Origin of the sequence: Cellulomonas sp. (genome assembly GCF_036279715.1) — a bacterium.
GTDB lineage: Bacteria > Actinomycetota > Actinomycetes > Actinomycetales > Cellulomonadaceae > Cellulomonas_A.
Genome location: NZ_DASUIR010000071.1, coordinates 1 through 14,302, shown reverse-complemented (window position 1 = coordinate 14,302; position 14,302 = coordinate 1). Strand labels below are relative to the sequence as shown.

Below are 14,302 nucleotides of genomic sequence, written 5' to 3'. Positions count from 1 at the left end.
GTGTTCGCAACCGAGCGGCACCAGCAGATCCTGGTACGCGCCCGTGCCGACGGCAGGGTCGATGTCAGCGCCCTGGCTCGGGAGCTCGACGTCACCCCGGAGACCGTCCGGCGCGACCTCTCGGTGCTCGAGCGCCACGGCCTCGTGCGCCGCGTGCACGGTGGTGCCATCCCTGTCGAGCGCCTCGGCTTCGAGCCCGGCCTCGCCGATCGCGAGGGCCTGCTCTCGGTCGAGAAGGAGCTCATCGCGAAGGCCGCGCTCGACGAGCTGCCAGACGGTGGCTCGATCATCATCGACGCCGGCACCACGACGGTCCGGCTCGCCGAGATGCTGCCGACCGACCGCGAGCTGATCGTCGTCACCCATGCGCTGCCGGTCGCGACCGTCCTCGCGACCCGGCCGGGCGTCACGCTGCACCTCGTCGGCGGCACGGTGCGCGGGCGGACGCTCGCCGCAGTCGGCTCCTGGGCGCTGCGCGACCTCGCGGACATCCAGGCAGACGTCGCCTTTCTCGGCACGAACGGCCTGACGGTCGAGCACGGACTCACGACGCCGGACCTCGCCGAGGCCGAGGTCAAGCGGGCGCTCGTCACCGCAGCCCGGCGCGTCGTCGTCCTCGCCGACCACACGAAGATCGGCCGTGTCGACTTCGCGTACGTCGCGCCGCTCTCGGACGTCGACACGGTGATCACCGACACCGGCGTGGCACCTGAGCTCGTCGAGGAGATCGAGGCGGCCGGGCCGAGGGTGGTGCGCGCATGATCGTCACGCTCACTCCCAACCCGAGCCTCGACCGTGCGCTCGACGTCGATCGCCTCGTCGTGGGCGAGGTGAACCGGGCCGCTGCCGTGCACGTCCACCCCGGTGGCAAGGGCATCAACGTCTCGCGTGCGCTCGTCGCGCAGGGCATCGCCTCGCTTGCGGTCCTGCCGGTCGGCGGCGCGCCGGGCGAGCAGCTCGTCGCCCTGCTGACGGAGCAGGGCGTCCGGACCGTGCCCGTCCCCGTGGTCGGCCCGACCCGGACGAACATCACCGTCGTCGAGCACGCGGGTGTGACGACCAAGATCAATGCTCCCGGGACGCCCCTGGGTCTCGAGGAGATCGATGCGCTGCTGGCGGCCGTCGAGGAGCAGCTCGCGGGCGGGCCGCGTTGGCTCGTCGCCGCAGGCAGCCTGCCGCCCGGCACCGGCGACGCGTTCTTCGTCCGGGTTGCCGAGCTCGCCGACCGGTACGGCGTGCCCCTCGCGCTCGACACCTCGGGTCTGCCGCTCGCGCGTGCCGTCCGCGCCGGGGGCCTGCGCGTCGTCAAGCCCAACGACGACGAGCTCGCCGAGCTCATCGGCAGCGAGCTCACGACCGTCGGCGACGTCGTCGAGGCGGCGCGCGAGGTCATCGCGGCCGGCAACGGCGACGTGCTCGTGAGCCTTGGCGCGCACGGTGCGCTGCTCGTGACCGTCGCCGGGACCTGGTGGGCCGGCGGCTCTCCGCTCGCAGCCGTGTCGACGGTGGGTGCGGGGGACACCACCCTCGCGGGCTACCTCGGTGCCACCGGATCGCCTGCCGAGCGCCTGTGCACCGCCGTCGCCTGGGGCCGCGCGGCCGTCCAGCTGCCCGGCAGCGCCGTGCCTTCACCCGCAGACATCGATGCCGGGACCGTCCGAGTCATCGACACGCCCGATCCGCGTCTCACCCTGAAGGAGCTGTGACATGACCACCCCGCTCATCACCGCCGACCTCGTCGCCGTCGACGTCGTCGCCTCAGACCGCGACGAGGTGACTCGTCGGCTCATCGATCTGATGGTCGCTGCCGGCCGGGTGACGGACGCTGACGGATTCCACGCCGACGTGCGCGCACGTGAGGCCCAGATGGCGACGGGCATGCCCGGCGGCATCGGCCTGCCGCACGCGCGCTCCGCCTTCGTGACAGTGCCGAGCCTGGCCGTCGCCAAGGTTCCCGCGGGGGTCGACTTCGGTGCCCCCGACGGACCGGCCACGCTCGTGTTCCTCATCGCGGCCCCCGCCGCAGGGGACAGCGACCACCTCCAGATCCTCGCCGCGCTCGCACGGCGTCTCGTCCACGAGTCGTTCCGGACATCCCTGCACCAAGCCACCGACGCCGGCACTGTCGCCGACATCATCACCCGAGAGGTCGTCCCCTCATGAAGTTCGTCGCTGTCTCCTCGTGCCCCACGGGGATCGCACACACCTACATGGCCGCCGAGGCCCTCGAGCAGGCCGGCAAGGCAGCCGGCCACGAGGTCTTCGTCGAGACCCAAGGCGCCGCCGGCTCGACGCCGCTGGACCCGCAGATCATCGCGGACGCCGACGGTGTCATCTACGCCGCCGACCTCGAGGTCAAGGACAAGGGGCGGTTCGCCGGAAAGCCCGCGATCGATGTCGGCGTCAAGAAGGCCGTCCACGACCCCGTCGGGGTGATCGCCATGGCTGTCGCCGCGGTCGAGGCTGCGCCCCAGCGGGTGGCGGGAGCCGCTCCTGCCCCCGTGCCGGCGCAGGCGGCACGCAAGATCGGCGTCGGTACCCGGATTCGCCAGTACCTGATGACCGGTGTCTCGCACATGATCCCGTTCGTCGCGGCTGGTGGAATCCTGATCGGCCTCGGCTTCATGCTCGGCGGCTACAAGGTCTACGAGTTCGCCGAGACGAGCCTGTTCAACGGTGACTTCAACGTGACCTCGAAGATGGCCTGGGGCGCCCTGCTGTTCTGGGCCGGCAAGGCGGCGTTCTTCTTCCTGGTGCCTGCGTTGTCCGGCTACATCGCCTACGCGATCGCCGACCGACCCGGAATCACACCCGGGTTCGTCGGTGGTCTCATCTCGGCGACTGTCGGCGCCGGGTTCCTCGGTGGTCTGGCCTCCGGCTTCATCGCCGGGTTCCTCGCGCTCTGGATCTCCCGCTGGAAGGTCCCGAAGGGCGTGCGCGGCATCATGCCGGTGGTCGTCACACCGCTTCTTGCCGTGATCGGGACGGCCCTGATGATGTACGTCGTCCTCGGTCGTCCGATCGCCGCTCTGATGAAGGCGCTGAGCAGCTGGCTCAACGGGATGAGCGGCGCCAACATCATCATCCTCGGCGTGATCCTGGGGCTGATGATGGCGTTCGACATGGGCGGCCCGCTCAACAAGGTGGCCTACGTGTTCGCCACGACCGGTCTCCAGGCGGTGCTTGCCAACCCGACGACCGATGCGACGCAGTTCAAGATCATGGCGGCAGTCATGGCTGCTGGGATGACGCCGCCGCTCGGCCTTGCGCTGGCAACCGCCGTCCGTGGTGCGCTGTTCACCGAGGAGGAGCGGGAGAACGGCAAGGCGGCCTGGCTGCTCGGGGCGTCGTTCATCACCGAGGGTGCGATCCCGTTCGCGGCCGCCGACCCGCTGCGGGTCATCCCGTCTCTGATGCTCGGCTCGGGCATCACCGGCGGGCTCGTGATGGCCTTCGGGTCGACGCTGCGTGCACCGCACGGCGGTGTGTGGGTCACGCCGCTGATCGGGCAGCCGCTCGCATTCCTTGCGGCCGTCCTGATCGGCACGGTCGTCACGGCGGCCGCGGTGATCATCGTCAAGGGCGTGGGTCGCAGCCGGACCGCGAACGCCGCCGTCGTCCCCGTCGTGGTGGGCTCCGCCGTCTGACCCGCACGGTGCCCGGCGGCCATGCGCCGTCGGGCACCGTGGGCGCATCCTGTATCTCTCTGCACATCAACGCCCCACGCGCACCGGAAGGACCTCTCTCATGGTCGAGCGCACCGTCATCGTCGCGTCCCGGGTCGGGCTGCACGCCCGCCCCGCGATGCTCTTCACTCAGGCTGCCGCAGCAAGCGGGCTCGCCGTCACGATCGCCCGTCCCGGCGGTGAGCCCGTCGACGCGGCCAGCATCCTGTTCGTCATGTCGCTCGGCGTGCCGAACGGCGAGGAGGTCACGCTGACCGCCGACGGGCCGGGGGCCGACGATGTCCTTGCCGAGCTGGTGGCGCTGCTCGCGACCGACCTCGACGCGCCGGACAGTGCTGGTGCCCCGCAGGCAGGTGGCGGGCAGCCGTCGGTCGTGTCATGACCGCGCCGACGGCTGGCACGAGCAGCCAGGTCCTGCACGGTGTCGGGGTCGGGCGCGGCGGCGTCGTCGGGCCCGTCGCCCACGCGCGGCAGGCGCCGGTCGTGGCGCCGGACGCCCGCGTGCTGGTCGACGGTGTGCCGGCGGATGCGGCGACGACCCGGGCGACGCTCGAGGCAGCCTTCACGGGCGTCGCTGCCGACCTGCAGTCGCAGTCGGACCGCGCGACCGGCACGATCCGCGACGTGCTCGCCGCAACCGCCCAGATGGCGGCCGATCGCGCGTGGCGCGGTCAGGTGCTCACCCGTGTCGAGGCGGGTGAGCCGCCGGTCGCGGCGATCGACGCCGTGGTGGCGACCTTCGCTGCGATGTTCGAGCAGGCCGGCGGTTACCTCGCCGAGCGCGTGACGGACCTGCGCAGCGTGCGTGACCGAGTGGTCGCCCGTGCACTGAGCCTGCCCGATCCGGGTGTGCCAGAGCTGCTGGTGCCGTCCGTCGTCGTCGCCCGGGACCTCGCGCCGGCGGACACCGCGGCGCTCGACCTCGATCACGTCCTCGCGATCGTCACCGAGCTCGGCGGGCCGACCGGGCACACCGCCATCATCGCGGGCCAGCTCGGCCTGCCGTGCCTCGTGCGGGTCACAGGCGTGACGGACCTGCCGGAGGGAGTCGAGGTCGCCGTCGACGCGTCCGCCGGCACGGTGACGACCTGGCCTGACGAGGCGCTGCGCGCTGAGATCGCTCGGCGCGCGACGGCCGAGCGTGCCCTCGCTGAGGACGTCGCGGCCGGTGGGACCGCCGACGGGCACGCGGTCGCGCTGCTCGCGAACATCGGGACGGCCGCCGACGCCGAGCGCATCGCGACCGGTGCGGTCGAGGGCGTCGGGCTGTTCCGCACCGAGGTGCTGTTCCTCGACCGGGCGGCCGCACCGACCGAGTCGGAGCAGGCGCAGGTCTACGCTCAGGCGCTGCGTGCCCTCGGGGGCCGCAAGGTCGTCGTGCGGACGCTCGACGCCGGTGCCGACAAGCCCCTGGGCTTCGCGACACAGCCCGACGAGGAGAACCCGGCGCTGGGCGTGCGCGGCTACCGGCTCGTGCGCACGCACCCCGAGCTCCTCGACACCCAGCTCGCCGCCCTCGCCCGTGCGCAGCGGGACACCGGCGTGGCCCCGTGGGTCATGGCGCCGATGATCGCCACACCGGGTGAGGCCCGGGCGTTCGCGACGGCGGCGCGCACCCACGGCATCGCGACCGTCGGGGTCATGGTGGAGGTTCCAGCGGCAGCGCTACGGGCTCGGGAGATCCTCGCCGAGGTCGACTTCGTCTCGCTCGGCACGAATGACCTTGCCCAGTACACGATGGCGACGGACCGGTTGCGTGGCGAGCTCGCCGACCTGCTCGACCCGTGGCAGCCCGCCGTCCTCGACCTCGTCGCTGCGACGGCCCGTGCGGGCGTCGAGGTCGGCAAGCCGGTCGGCATCTGCGGAGAGTCCGCGTCGGACCCTCTGATGGCCCTCGTCCTGACCGGTCTGGGCGTCACCAGCCTGTCGATGGCGGGTGCTGCGGTTCCTGCCGTCCGGCACGCACTTCGTCGGCACACGCTGGCCGTGTGCCGCCAGATGGCGGACGCCGCGCTCGCGTCGGGCTCGGCTGTCGAGGCACGTCGCGCAGCCGCGGACCTTCTCGATCCGCAAGTTCGTGACCTCCTGAGACTCTGAGCCGTTCCGCGACGTAACCTCGTCGCATGGCGTACGAACCCGAGCATGCGCACCTGATCGACCCGGAGACGGACCCGCGCGCGACCTACGTGCTCGAGCCCGAGGACATCGGCTCGCTGGTCGCCCGCATCGTCACCTCACCCGGGGCGGCGACGTTCACGACCTACGCGCCGTTCACGGGCGGTCCCATCGCGGCGGTCCCGCTCTCGACCCCGGCCGACGTGGAACGCGCGACGGCCGCCGCCCGCCGTGCCCAGCGCACCTGGGCGACGGTCCCGCTGCGCGAACGCTGCGCCGTGCTCCTGCGCCTCCACGACCTGCTCCTCGAGCACCAGAGCGACGTCCTGGACCTCATCCAGCTCGAGAGCGGCAAGTCGCGCGCGAGCGCGTTCGAGGAGGTCGCGGACGTCGCCCTCGTGGCCCGGCACTACGCGCTGCACGCCAAGGCGTACCTCGCCGACCGTCACGTCCGGGGGCTCGTCCCCGGGCTCACGAGCGTGCGCGTGCTGCGCCACCCGGTCGGCGTCGTGGGCATCATCGCGCCCTGGAACTACCCCCTCACTCTGACCCTCGGCGACGCGCTGCCGGCCCTGGTCGCCGGCAACGCCGTCGTGCTCCGGCCGGACCCGCAGACCGCTCTGACGGCGCTGTGGGCCGTCGAGCAGCTCGAGGCGGCGGGTCTGCCCGAGGGCGTGCTCCAGGTCGTCGTGGGCGACGGGGTCGCGCTCGGCACGGCCGTGGTCGACCACGTCGACCACGTGGTCTTCACCGGGTCGACCGCGACCGGGCGCATCGTGGCCGCCCGGGCCGGCGAGCGACTGATCCCCGTGACCCTCGAGCTCGGCGGCAAGAACCCGATGTACGTCGCCGAGGACGTCGACGTCGAGGTCGCGGCGGCGGGCGCCGTCCGGGCGTGCTTCGGGAGCACGGGCCAGCTGTGCATCTCGATCGAGCGCCTCTACGTCCACGAGCACGTCGCGGACGCGTTCCTCGACGCGTTCGCGCGGCGCACGCGCGACCTTCGCCTCGCTACGGACCTCGACTACCGGTCGGACGTCGGCTCGCTCACGTCGGCGGCCCAGCTCGCGACGGTCGTCGAGCACGTCGAGGACGCCCTCACGCACGGCGCGGTCGTCGTCGCGGGCGGGGTGCACCGCATCGACCTCGGTCCGTTGTTCTACGAGCCGACGATCCTCGACGGGGTGACGCCGGATGCGCGCGTGTTCCACGAGGAGACGTTCGGCCCGGTCGTGTCGGTTTACCGCGTCGCGTCGGACGACGAGGCGGTCGCCGCCATGAACGACAGCCCGTACGGGCTCAACGCGAGCGTGTGGACGCGCAGCGCGCGCCGGGGTGCCGCCATCGCTGCCCGGGTCCACGCGGGCACGGTCAACGTCAACGAGGGCTACGTCGCGGTCTGGGGCTCGACCGGCGCACCGCAGGGTGGACGCGGGCACTCGGGGCTCGGGCACCGGCACGGTCGCGAAGGGCTGTGGGCGACGACGGACCTGCAGTCGGTCGCGATCCAGCGCGGCGCGCACGGGGTCTTCGGCGGCCCGCCGATGGGGCTCCAGCGCCTGTTCGACCTCGGCACCGAGCGGTGGCCCGTGGTCTTCACCCACGCGCTGCGCGCGATGCGGGCGCTGCGCCTGCCATGACCCGACGGTCGGCGACGACGGCTCAGGCGTCCCGGACGATGCGGTTGCGGCCCAGCCGCTTGGCCTCGTAGAGCAGCGCGTCGGCGCGGCCGTGCAGGTGCACGGGGCTCTCCCCGGGGCGCCACGACGCCGCGCCGATGCTGATCGTCACACGCAGGCCGGGCGCGACGTCGTCCCACGCGTAGTCCGCGATCGAACGTCGGATCCGCTCGCACACCTCGGCGACGAACGTCGGGTCGAGGTCGGACGCGAGCAGGACCGCGATCTCCTCCCCGCCGATCCGCGCGACGAGGTCGGTGCCACGGACGCACGCGCCGATGATCTGGGCGACGCGCCGCAGGACCTCGTCGCCGACGAGGTGGGAGAACTCGTCGTTGACGCCCTTGAACTTGTCGAGGTCCGTCAGGAGCAGCGTCAGTGGGGCATGAGCCCGCGACGTGATGGCAGTCAGCGTGGAGTCGAAGTCGCGGCGGTTCGCCAGGCCCGTCAGCCCGTCGTGCAGCGCGTCGTAGGCCAGGGTGCGGTTGACCGACTCGAGCTGCTCGGACCGCAGCTGCGCCCGCTCGGCGGCGAGCTGGGCGCGCTCCAGGTCGAGATGGCCGTTGAGGACTCGACCGCGGCGCTCGGCGACCTCGTCGCGTGCCCGGAGTGTCGCCTCGAACAGTCGCCGATGCGCCCCGAGGGCGTCGGCGAACGCCCCGCGCTCCTCGTGGACCGTGACCAGGTCGCTGAGCAGCTGGACGCGCTCGGTCAGGCGAGGCGTGTCGTCGGTCAACGCGAGGCCGGCCTCGACCGCCTGGGCGGCCGCAGCGTGGAACCCACGCGTCCGGTGGATGCGGCCCGTCAGCATGCTGTCCATGATCTGGAAGTAGGGCGTGCCGGTGACCCCGCCCATGGCTCGGATCCGACCGATCGCCTGCTCCGCCTCGTCGTGGCGTCCGCACGCGACGAGGGCGCGCGCCTCCACGAGCCGCGCGATCGCCAGGATGCGCAGGTTGTCGTCGAGCGTCTCGGCGACCGCGAGGCTCTCGCGAGCGCGCATCAGGGCTTCCGCGGACGCGGACGCCGCGTCGTGCGCGGCGAGGCCCACGCGCTCCGACTCGGCCATGGCGAGCTCGGCGAGCGTCCCGAGCGAGACCGACGCGCCCTTCGTCGCCTCGGCTGAGTCGGGGATCGACGAGAACAGCGCGTGCGACTCCGTCAGCAGCTCGCGGGCGCGGTCGAAGAACTGCCGCATCTCGACGTAGGTGTCGGCCAGGTTGTTGAGCGCGACCGCTGTGCCGAAGGTGTCGTCGAGCTCGCGCCGGATCGCAAGCGCCTGCTCGAGGAAGTCGATCGCCGACGTGTTGTCCCCGAACCCGCTGTGCACGCTTCCCAAGGTGGCGAGCGCCTTGGCCTCCCAGGACCGGTCGTGCTGCGCCCGGGCCAGGTCGAGCGCCCGCTGGGTCACCTCGAGCGCGGGCGCATCCTCCGCCAGCAGGTAGTACGCGAACCCGAGGTGAGCGCACAGGTGCATCTCCGCGACCTCGTCACGGGCGTCCCGGACGATGCCCAGCCCGAGCCGCCCCTGGACGACGCACTGTGCCGGGTCGTTGTCGCTCAGCACACGCACGTGCTCCACGAGATCGTGATGCTCGGCGCGCGGCTCCGAGACGGCGCGCTCGGGATGCACGCTCACTCCGCACCGGGCGGACACCGCAGCTGGCTGTGGGTCACGCCCCATGATCGACACATTTGGGCGCGATGTGAGCGATTAGGGCAGATCGTCCGAGGCGTGGACGCGCTGGGTCGGCGTGTCCGCGCCGGCCCAGCCTCCCCGCAGCTCCGTCAGCGGCTCCGCACCGGCCTCAGCAGCCGCGATCGAGCGTCAGCGGCTCCGCACCAGCTCGACCGACTCGCGCGCGATCTCGAGCTCCTCGTTCGTCGGGTACACCAGCACCGTGACCTCGCTGCCGTCGGGGGAGATGATCGTCGGCACCTTGATCCGCCCGGCGTTGCGGTCGGGGTCGACGGCGATGCCGAGGCGCTCGAGTCCCGTCAGCGAGCCGATCCGCACGATGTCGTCGTTCTCGCCGATGCCTGCCGTGAAGACGATCGCGTCGACGTGGCCCAGCTGGGCGTAGTAGTTGCCCACGTAGCCCTTGATCCGGTGGAAGTAGACCTCGAGGGCGGTGCGCGCGTTCTCGTCGCCCGCGGCCACGGCGTCGTGCACGTCGCGCATGTCCGTGTAGCCCGAGAGCCCGAGCATGCCCGACCTGCGGTTGAGGAGGTCGTCGAGGTCGTCGATCGACAGGTGTCCCTGGCGTGCGAGGTGGAACAGGACGGCGGGGTCGATGTCGCCCGAGCGGGTGCCCATGACGAGACCCTCGAGGGGGGTCAGACCCATCGAGGTCTCGACCGAGATGCCGCCGCGCACCGCCGTCGCCGACGCCCCGTTGCCGAGGTGCAGCACGATGACGTTGATCTCGCTGGGGTCCTTGCCGAGGAACTCGGCCGCCGCGCGCGAGACGAACTTGTGCGACGTGCCATGTGCGCCGTAGCGGCGGATGGAGTACGTCGCGGCCAGCTCGCGGTCGATCGCGTACGTGTAGGCCGCCGGCGGGAGGGTCTGGTGGAACGACGTGTCGAACACCGCGACGTGGGGCACCGTCGGGAACGCGTGCCGGGCCGCCACGATCCCCGCGACGTGCGCGGGGTTGTGCAAGGGGGCGAGCGGAGACAGGTCGGAGATCTGCTGCAGGACCGCGTCGTCGATCAGGGCGGGTCCCTGGAAGACGCTGCCGCCCTGCACGATCCGGTGGCCGACCGCGACCAGTGCCGTCTCGTCGATCTGCGGACCGTGCGTGGCGAAGAGGCCGAGCACGAGCTTCATGCCCGCCTCGTGGTCGGGCACGGGCTGCTCGAGGACGGTGTCCCCGTCCGGGCCGGCGTGCTTGACACGCCCCATGTCGAGACCGATGCGCTCGACGATGCCGTTGGCGAGGACCTCCTTCGCCGTGACGTCGAGCAGCTGGTACTTGATCGACGACGAGCCGGAGTTGATGACGAGGACGAGGGAGTTCACTGAAGGCCTTCCGTGGTGGACGCGTCCAGGGCCTGCGCCTGGATGGCGGTGATCGCGACGGTGTTGACGATGTCCTGAACGAGCGCGCCGCGCGACAGGTCGTTGACGGGCTTGCGCAGACCCTGCAGCACCGGTCCGATCGCGATGGCCCCTGCGGAGCGCTGCACGGCCTTGTACGTGTTGTTGCCGGTGTTGAGGTCGGGGAACACGAAGACGGTCGCGCGTCCGGCGACCGTCGACTCGGGCATCTTGGTGTGGGCGACGGACGCGTCGACGGCGGCGTCGTACTGGATCGGGCCCTCGACCGACAGGTCGGGGCGCCGCTCGCGGACGAGCTCGGTGGCGCGCCGGACCTTGTCGACGTCGGCGCCCGTGCCGGACTCACCGGTCGAGTACGACAGCATCGCGATGCGCGGCTCGACGCCGAACTGCGCAGCTGTCGCGGCCGACGAGATGGCGATGTCGGCGAGCTGCTCGGCCGTCGGGTCAGGGTTCACCGCGCAGTCGCCGTAGACGAGCACCCGGTCCTCGAGGCACATCAGGAAGACGCTCGAGACGATGGAGACGCCCGGAACGGTCTTGATGATCTCGAACGACGGCCTGATGGTGTGCGCGGTCGTGTGGAGAGCGCCTGACACCATGCCGTCGGCGAGTCCGTCGTGAACCATCATCGTGCCGAAGTAGGACACCGACGAGACGATCTCGCGGGCGCGGTCGAGCGTCATGCCCTTGTGCGCACGCAGCGCCGTGTACTCGCTGGCGAACCGCTCGAACAGGTCGCCCTGCTTGGGGTCAACCACGTGGGCGTCGGCGATCTGCAGCCCGAGCTCGGTGGCGCGGGTGCGGATCGCCCCCTCGTCGCCGAGCAGCGTGAGCTCTGCGACGCCGCGCTGGAGCAGCGTCGAGGCGGCCCGCAGGATCCGGTCGTCGTTGCCCTCGGGCAGCACGATGTGCTTGCGGTGTGACCGCGCGCGGTCCAGCAGCGTCCACTCGAACATGAGCGGCGTGACGACCTCGGGGTGCGGGACCTCGAGGGCCGCGACGAGTGCCGCGCTGTCGGTGTGCTTCTCGAAGAGCGCAAGGGCGGTGTCGACCTTGCGCTGGGAGTCGGCGCTGAGCCGCCCGCGCGTGCGTGCGGCCGCACTCGCGCTGCGGAACGTCCCGAGGTCGGTGCGGATGATCGGCAGCCTCGTCCCGATGCCCTCGACCAGGCGCGCGACGGTCGGCGGCGGGAAGAACCCGCCGTTGAGGATGATGCCGGCGAGCGACGGGAAGCCCTCGGCCGTGTGCGCCGTAAGGAGCCCGAGCAGGATGTCCGATCGGTCGCCGGGCGTGATGACGACGACACCGTCGTGCAGCCGGTCGAGCAGGTGCTCGATCGACATGGCGCCGACGAGCACGTCGACGACCTCGCGGGACAGCAGCTGCTCGTCCCCGACGACGAGGCTCCCGCCGACGGCCTCCATGAGCTGGCGCACCGTCGGCGCGGACAGGTACGGATCCTCGGGGATCGCCCACGCGGGGACCGTGGCGCTCAGGGCCGCACGGATCTCCTCGACGGCGCCTTCTGCGCACCGGTTGGCGATCACGGCGACGACGTGGGCGTAGTTGGCCTCGAGCTCGGCGATCGAGACCTCAGCCGCCTGACGGACCTCGTCGGGGCTGCGCCCGTTCCCGCTCACGACGAGCAGGACGGGCGCACCCAGGTTGGCGGCGATGCGCGCGTTGTACGCGAGCTCCGTCGGCCCGGAGACGTCGGTGTAGTCCGTGCCGACGACGACGACCGCATCGCACTGACGGGCGACCGCGTGGTACCGCTGCACGATCTCGGCGAGTGCCGCCTCCGGGTCCGCGTGCACCTGCTCGTAGGTGACGCCGAGGCAGTCCTCGTAGGACAGGTCCACGCCGTCGTGCTCGAGCAGGAGCTCGAGCACGTAGTCGCGGCTGTCGCTCGACCGTGCGATCGGCCGGAAGACCCCGACCCGCTGGACGGTGCGGGTCAGCAGGTCCACGAGACCGAGCGCGACCGTCGACTTGTTGGTCTCCCCCTCCGGGGAGGTGAGATAGATGCTGCGTGCCACAGTGCTGCCCTCTTCGTGCGCGATGCTCCGCGCAGGTCGTCGTCCGTGTCGTGCCGTGGGTCAGGTGCGTCTCGTGCTGGTCTCGGCAGGGGTCAGTCGTTGTCGCCGCCCGTGTTCCTGATCGCGGCGGCCACCTGCTCGGCGTCGGCGGTGTCGCCCGCGTCGGGCCACACCCAGTCGCGGACCTCCGGCTGGTCCTCGCCGAAGTCCCGGGTGTACTGGCGCGCGGCCAGGCGTGCGTCCGACATGCGTTGACGCAGGCCCGCAGCCTTGGACCCGAGGCCCTTGGTGCGGTCGATGACGTCCATCACGAGGTGGAACCGGTCGAGGTCGTTGAGCATGACCATATCGAACGGCGTCGTCGTCGTGCCCTCCTCCTTGTAGCCGCGCACGTGGATGTTCGAGTGGCCCTTGCGACGGTACGTGAGGCGGTGGATGAGCCACGGGTAGCCGTGGTACGCGAAGATCACCGGCTTGTCGGTCGTGAAGAGCGTGTCGAAGTCGCGGTCGGACAGGCCGTGCGGGTGCTCGTGCTCATCCTGCAGACGCATGAGGTCCACGACGTTGACCACGCGGACCTTGAGCTGGGGCAGCTCGCGGCGCAGGATGTCCGCCGCGGCGAGCACCTCGAGCGTCGGCACGTCGCCCGCGCACCCGAGCACGACGTCCGGGTCGTGGCCGACGACCTCGGTCCCGGCCCACTCCCAGATGCCGAGGCCGCGGGAGCAGTGCGCCACGGCCTGGTCCATCGTCAGGAAGTTCGGCGCCGGCTGCTTGCCCGCGACGACGACGTTGACGTACTGCCGGCTGCGCAGGCAGTGGTCGTACGTCGCGAGGAGGGTGTTCGCGTCCGGCGGCAGGTAGACGCGGACGATCTCGGCCTTCTTGTTGACGACGTGGTCGATGAACCCCGGGTCCTGGTGGCTGAACCCGTTGTGGTCCTGGCGCCAGACGTGGCTCGAGAGCAGGTAGTTCAGGCTCGCGACCGGCCGGCGCCACGGGATCTCGTTGGTGACCTTGAGCCACTTGGCGTGCTGGTTGAACATCGCGTCGATGATGTGGATGAACGCCTCGTAGCAGTTGAACAGGCCGTGGCGCCCGGTCAGCAGGTATCCCTCGAGCCATCCCTGGCACTGGTGCTCCGAGAGCATCTCGACGACCCGACCCGCGCGGGCGAGGTGCTCGTCGACCTCCGGGGCGAGGTACTCGGCGTCCCAGACCTTGTCCGTGACACCGAAGACCGACTGCAGCCGGTTCGACGCCGTCTCGTCCGGGCCGAAGATCCGGAAGTTGTCCGGGTTGAGCTTGATGACCTCGGTCAGCCAGTCGCCCAGGACGCGCGTCGCCTCGGAGATCGAGCCGCCCGGCACCGGGACGTCGACCGCGAAGTCGCGGAAGTCCGGGAGCCGGAGGTCCTTGAGGAGCAGACCGCCGTTGGTGTGCGGGTTGTCGCTCATGCGCAGGTGGCCGACGGGCGCGAGGGAGGCGATGTCCGGCTCGAGGCGCCCGGTCGCGTCGAACAGCTCCTCGGCGCGGTACGAACGCAGCCACCCCTCGAGCACGTCGAGGTGGGCTGCGGTGTCGCGTGCGCTCGCGAGCGGGACCTGGTGCGAGCGCCAGGAGGCCTCGACCTGCTTGCCGTCGATGACCGGCGGGCACGTCCAGCCCTTGGGCGTCTTGAAGATGATCATCGGCCACTGCGGACGGGAGTCGTCG

Annotated in this window: 10 protein-coding genes and 1 pseudogene; 7 read left to right on the top strand and 4 right to left on the bottom strand. The window is 71.5% G+C overall.

From position 1 onward, the window contains the following. The 7 genes from VFW79_RS07465 to VFW79_RS07435 all read left to right on the top strand — a co-directional run bounded on the left by VFW79_RS07465 (window position 1) and on the right by VFW79_RS07435 (window position 7,441). A complete protein-coding gene (locus tag VFW79_RS07465) occupies window positions 1-762 on the top strand; it encodes a DeoR/GlpR family DNA-binding transcription regulator (RefSeq protein ID WP_329676687.1) in 762 nt (253 codons plus the stop codon). Further along, window positions 759-1,706 carry a 1-phosphofructokinase gene (pfkB, locus tag VFW79_RS07460; protein ID WP_329676686.1) on the top strand — a complete coding sequence of 316 codons (948 nt, stop codon included), beginning with the start codon at window positions 759-761 and terminating at the stop codon, window positions 1,704-1,706. The genes VFW79_RS07465 and pfkB overlap by 4 nt, the downstream gene beginning before the upstream one ends. Before the next feature lies 1 nt (window position 1,707). Next, complete coding sequence (locus tag VFW79_RS07455) at window positions 1,708-2,163, top strand: PTS sugar transporter subunit IIA (RefSeq protein WP_329676685.1); 456 nt, start codon at window positions 1,708-1,710, stop codon at window positions 2,161-2,163. After that, a complete protein-coding gene (locus VFW79_RS07450; protein WP_329676684.1) occupies window positions 2,160-3,647 on the top strand; it encodes a PTS fructose transporter subunit IIBC in 1,488 nt (495 codons plus the stop codon). The genes VFW79_RS07455 and VFW79_RS07450 overlap by 4 nt, the downstream gene beginning before the upstream one ends. A 100-nt stretch (window positions 3,648-3,747) precedes the next feature. After that, on the top strand, window positions 3,748-4,068 hold the full coding sequence (locus VFW79_RS07445) for an HPr family phosphocarrier protein (protein WP_329676683.1): 321 nt from the start codon (window positions 3,748-3,750) through the stop codon (window positions 4,066-4,068). Then, window positions 4,065-5,783: a phosphoenolpyruvate--protein phosphotransferase gene (locus VFW79_RS07440; RefSeq protein ID WP_329676682.1), complete on the top strand. Its 1,719-nt coding sequence runs from the start codon at window positions 4,065-4,067 to the stop codon at window positions 5,781-5,783. Before VFW79_RS07445 ends, VFW79_RS07440 begins: the two co-directional genes overlap by 4 nt. Before the next feature lie 26 nt (window positions 5,784-5,809). Next, the gene (locus VFW79_RS07435; RefSeq protein WP_329676681.1) at window positions 5,810-7,441 is read left to right on the top strand and encodes a succinic semialdehyde dehydrogenase; all 1,632 of its coding nucleotides are present in this window, start codon (window positions 5,810-5,812) and stop codon (window positions 7,439-7,441) included. Between the two features lie 22 nt (window positions 7,442-7,463). Here VFW79_RS07435 and VFW79_RS07430 read toward each other — a convergent pair whose 3' ends face one another. The 4 genes and pseudogenes from VFW79_RS07430 to VFW79_RS07415 form a co-directional block, all read right to left on the bottom strand. Then, window positions 7,464-9,113 (bottom strand): tetratricopeptide repeat-containing diguanylate cyclase, encoded by a 1,650-nt coding sequence (locus VFW79_RS07430; RefSeq protein ID WP_329676680.1) that lies wholly within the window; start codon window positions 9,111-9,113, stop codon window positions 7,464-7,466. A 195-nt stretch (window positions 9,114-9,308) separates the two neighbouring features. Further along, window positions 9,309-10,505, bottom strand: a complete 1,197-nt coding sequence (locus tag VFW79_RS07425; RefSeq protein WP_329676679.1) for an acetate kinase — start codon at window positions 10,503-10,505, stop codon at window positions 9,309-9,311. Further along, complete coding sequence (pta, locus tag VFW79_RS07420; RefSeq protein WP_329676678.1) at window positions 10,502-12,586, bottom strand: phosphate acetyltransferase; 2,085 nt, start codon at window positions 12,584-12,586, stop codon at window positions 10,502-10,504. The genes VFW79_RS07425 and pta overlap by 4 nt, the downstream gene beginning before the upstream one ends. A 92-nt stretch (window positions 12,587-12,678) precedes the next feature. Beyond that, window positions 12,679-14,302 (bottom strand): annotated as a pseudogene (locus tag VFW79_RS07415) (phosphoketolase family protein); the annotation flags it as partial.

What these genes read in the sequence shown, in the direction of transcription:
- VFW79_RS07445 (WP_329676683.1), top strand. Translation starts at nt 3,748, where the DNA reads ATGGTCGAGCGCACCGTCATCGTCGCGTCCCGGGTCGGGCTGCACGCC.
- VFW79_RS07455 (WP_329676685.1), top strand. Translation starts at nt 1,708, where the DNA reads ATGACCACCCCGCTCATCACCGCCGACCTCGTCGCCGTCGACGTCGTC.
- VFW79_RS07435 (WP_329676681.1), top strand. Translation starts at nt 5,810, where the DNA reads ATGGCGTACGAACCCGAGCATGCGCACCTGATCGACCCGGAGACGGAC.
- VFW79_RS07440 (WP_329676682.1), top strand. Translation starts at nt 4,065, where the DNA reads ATGACCGCGCCGACGGCTGGCACGAGCAGCCAGGTCCTGCACGGTGTC.
- VFW79_RS07450 (WP_329676684.1), top strand. Translation starts at nt 2,160, where the DNA reads ATGAAGTTCGTCGCTGTCTCCTCGTGCCCCACGGGGATCGCACACACC.
- pfkB (WP_329676686.1), top strand. Translation starts at nt 759, where the DNA reads ATGATCGTCACGCTCACTCCCAACCCGAGCCTCGACCGTGCGCTCGAC.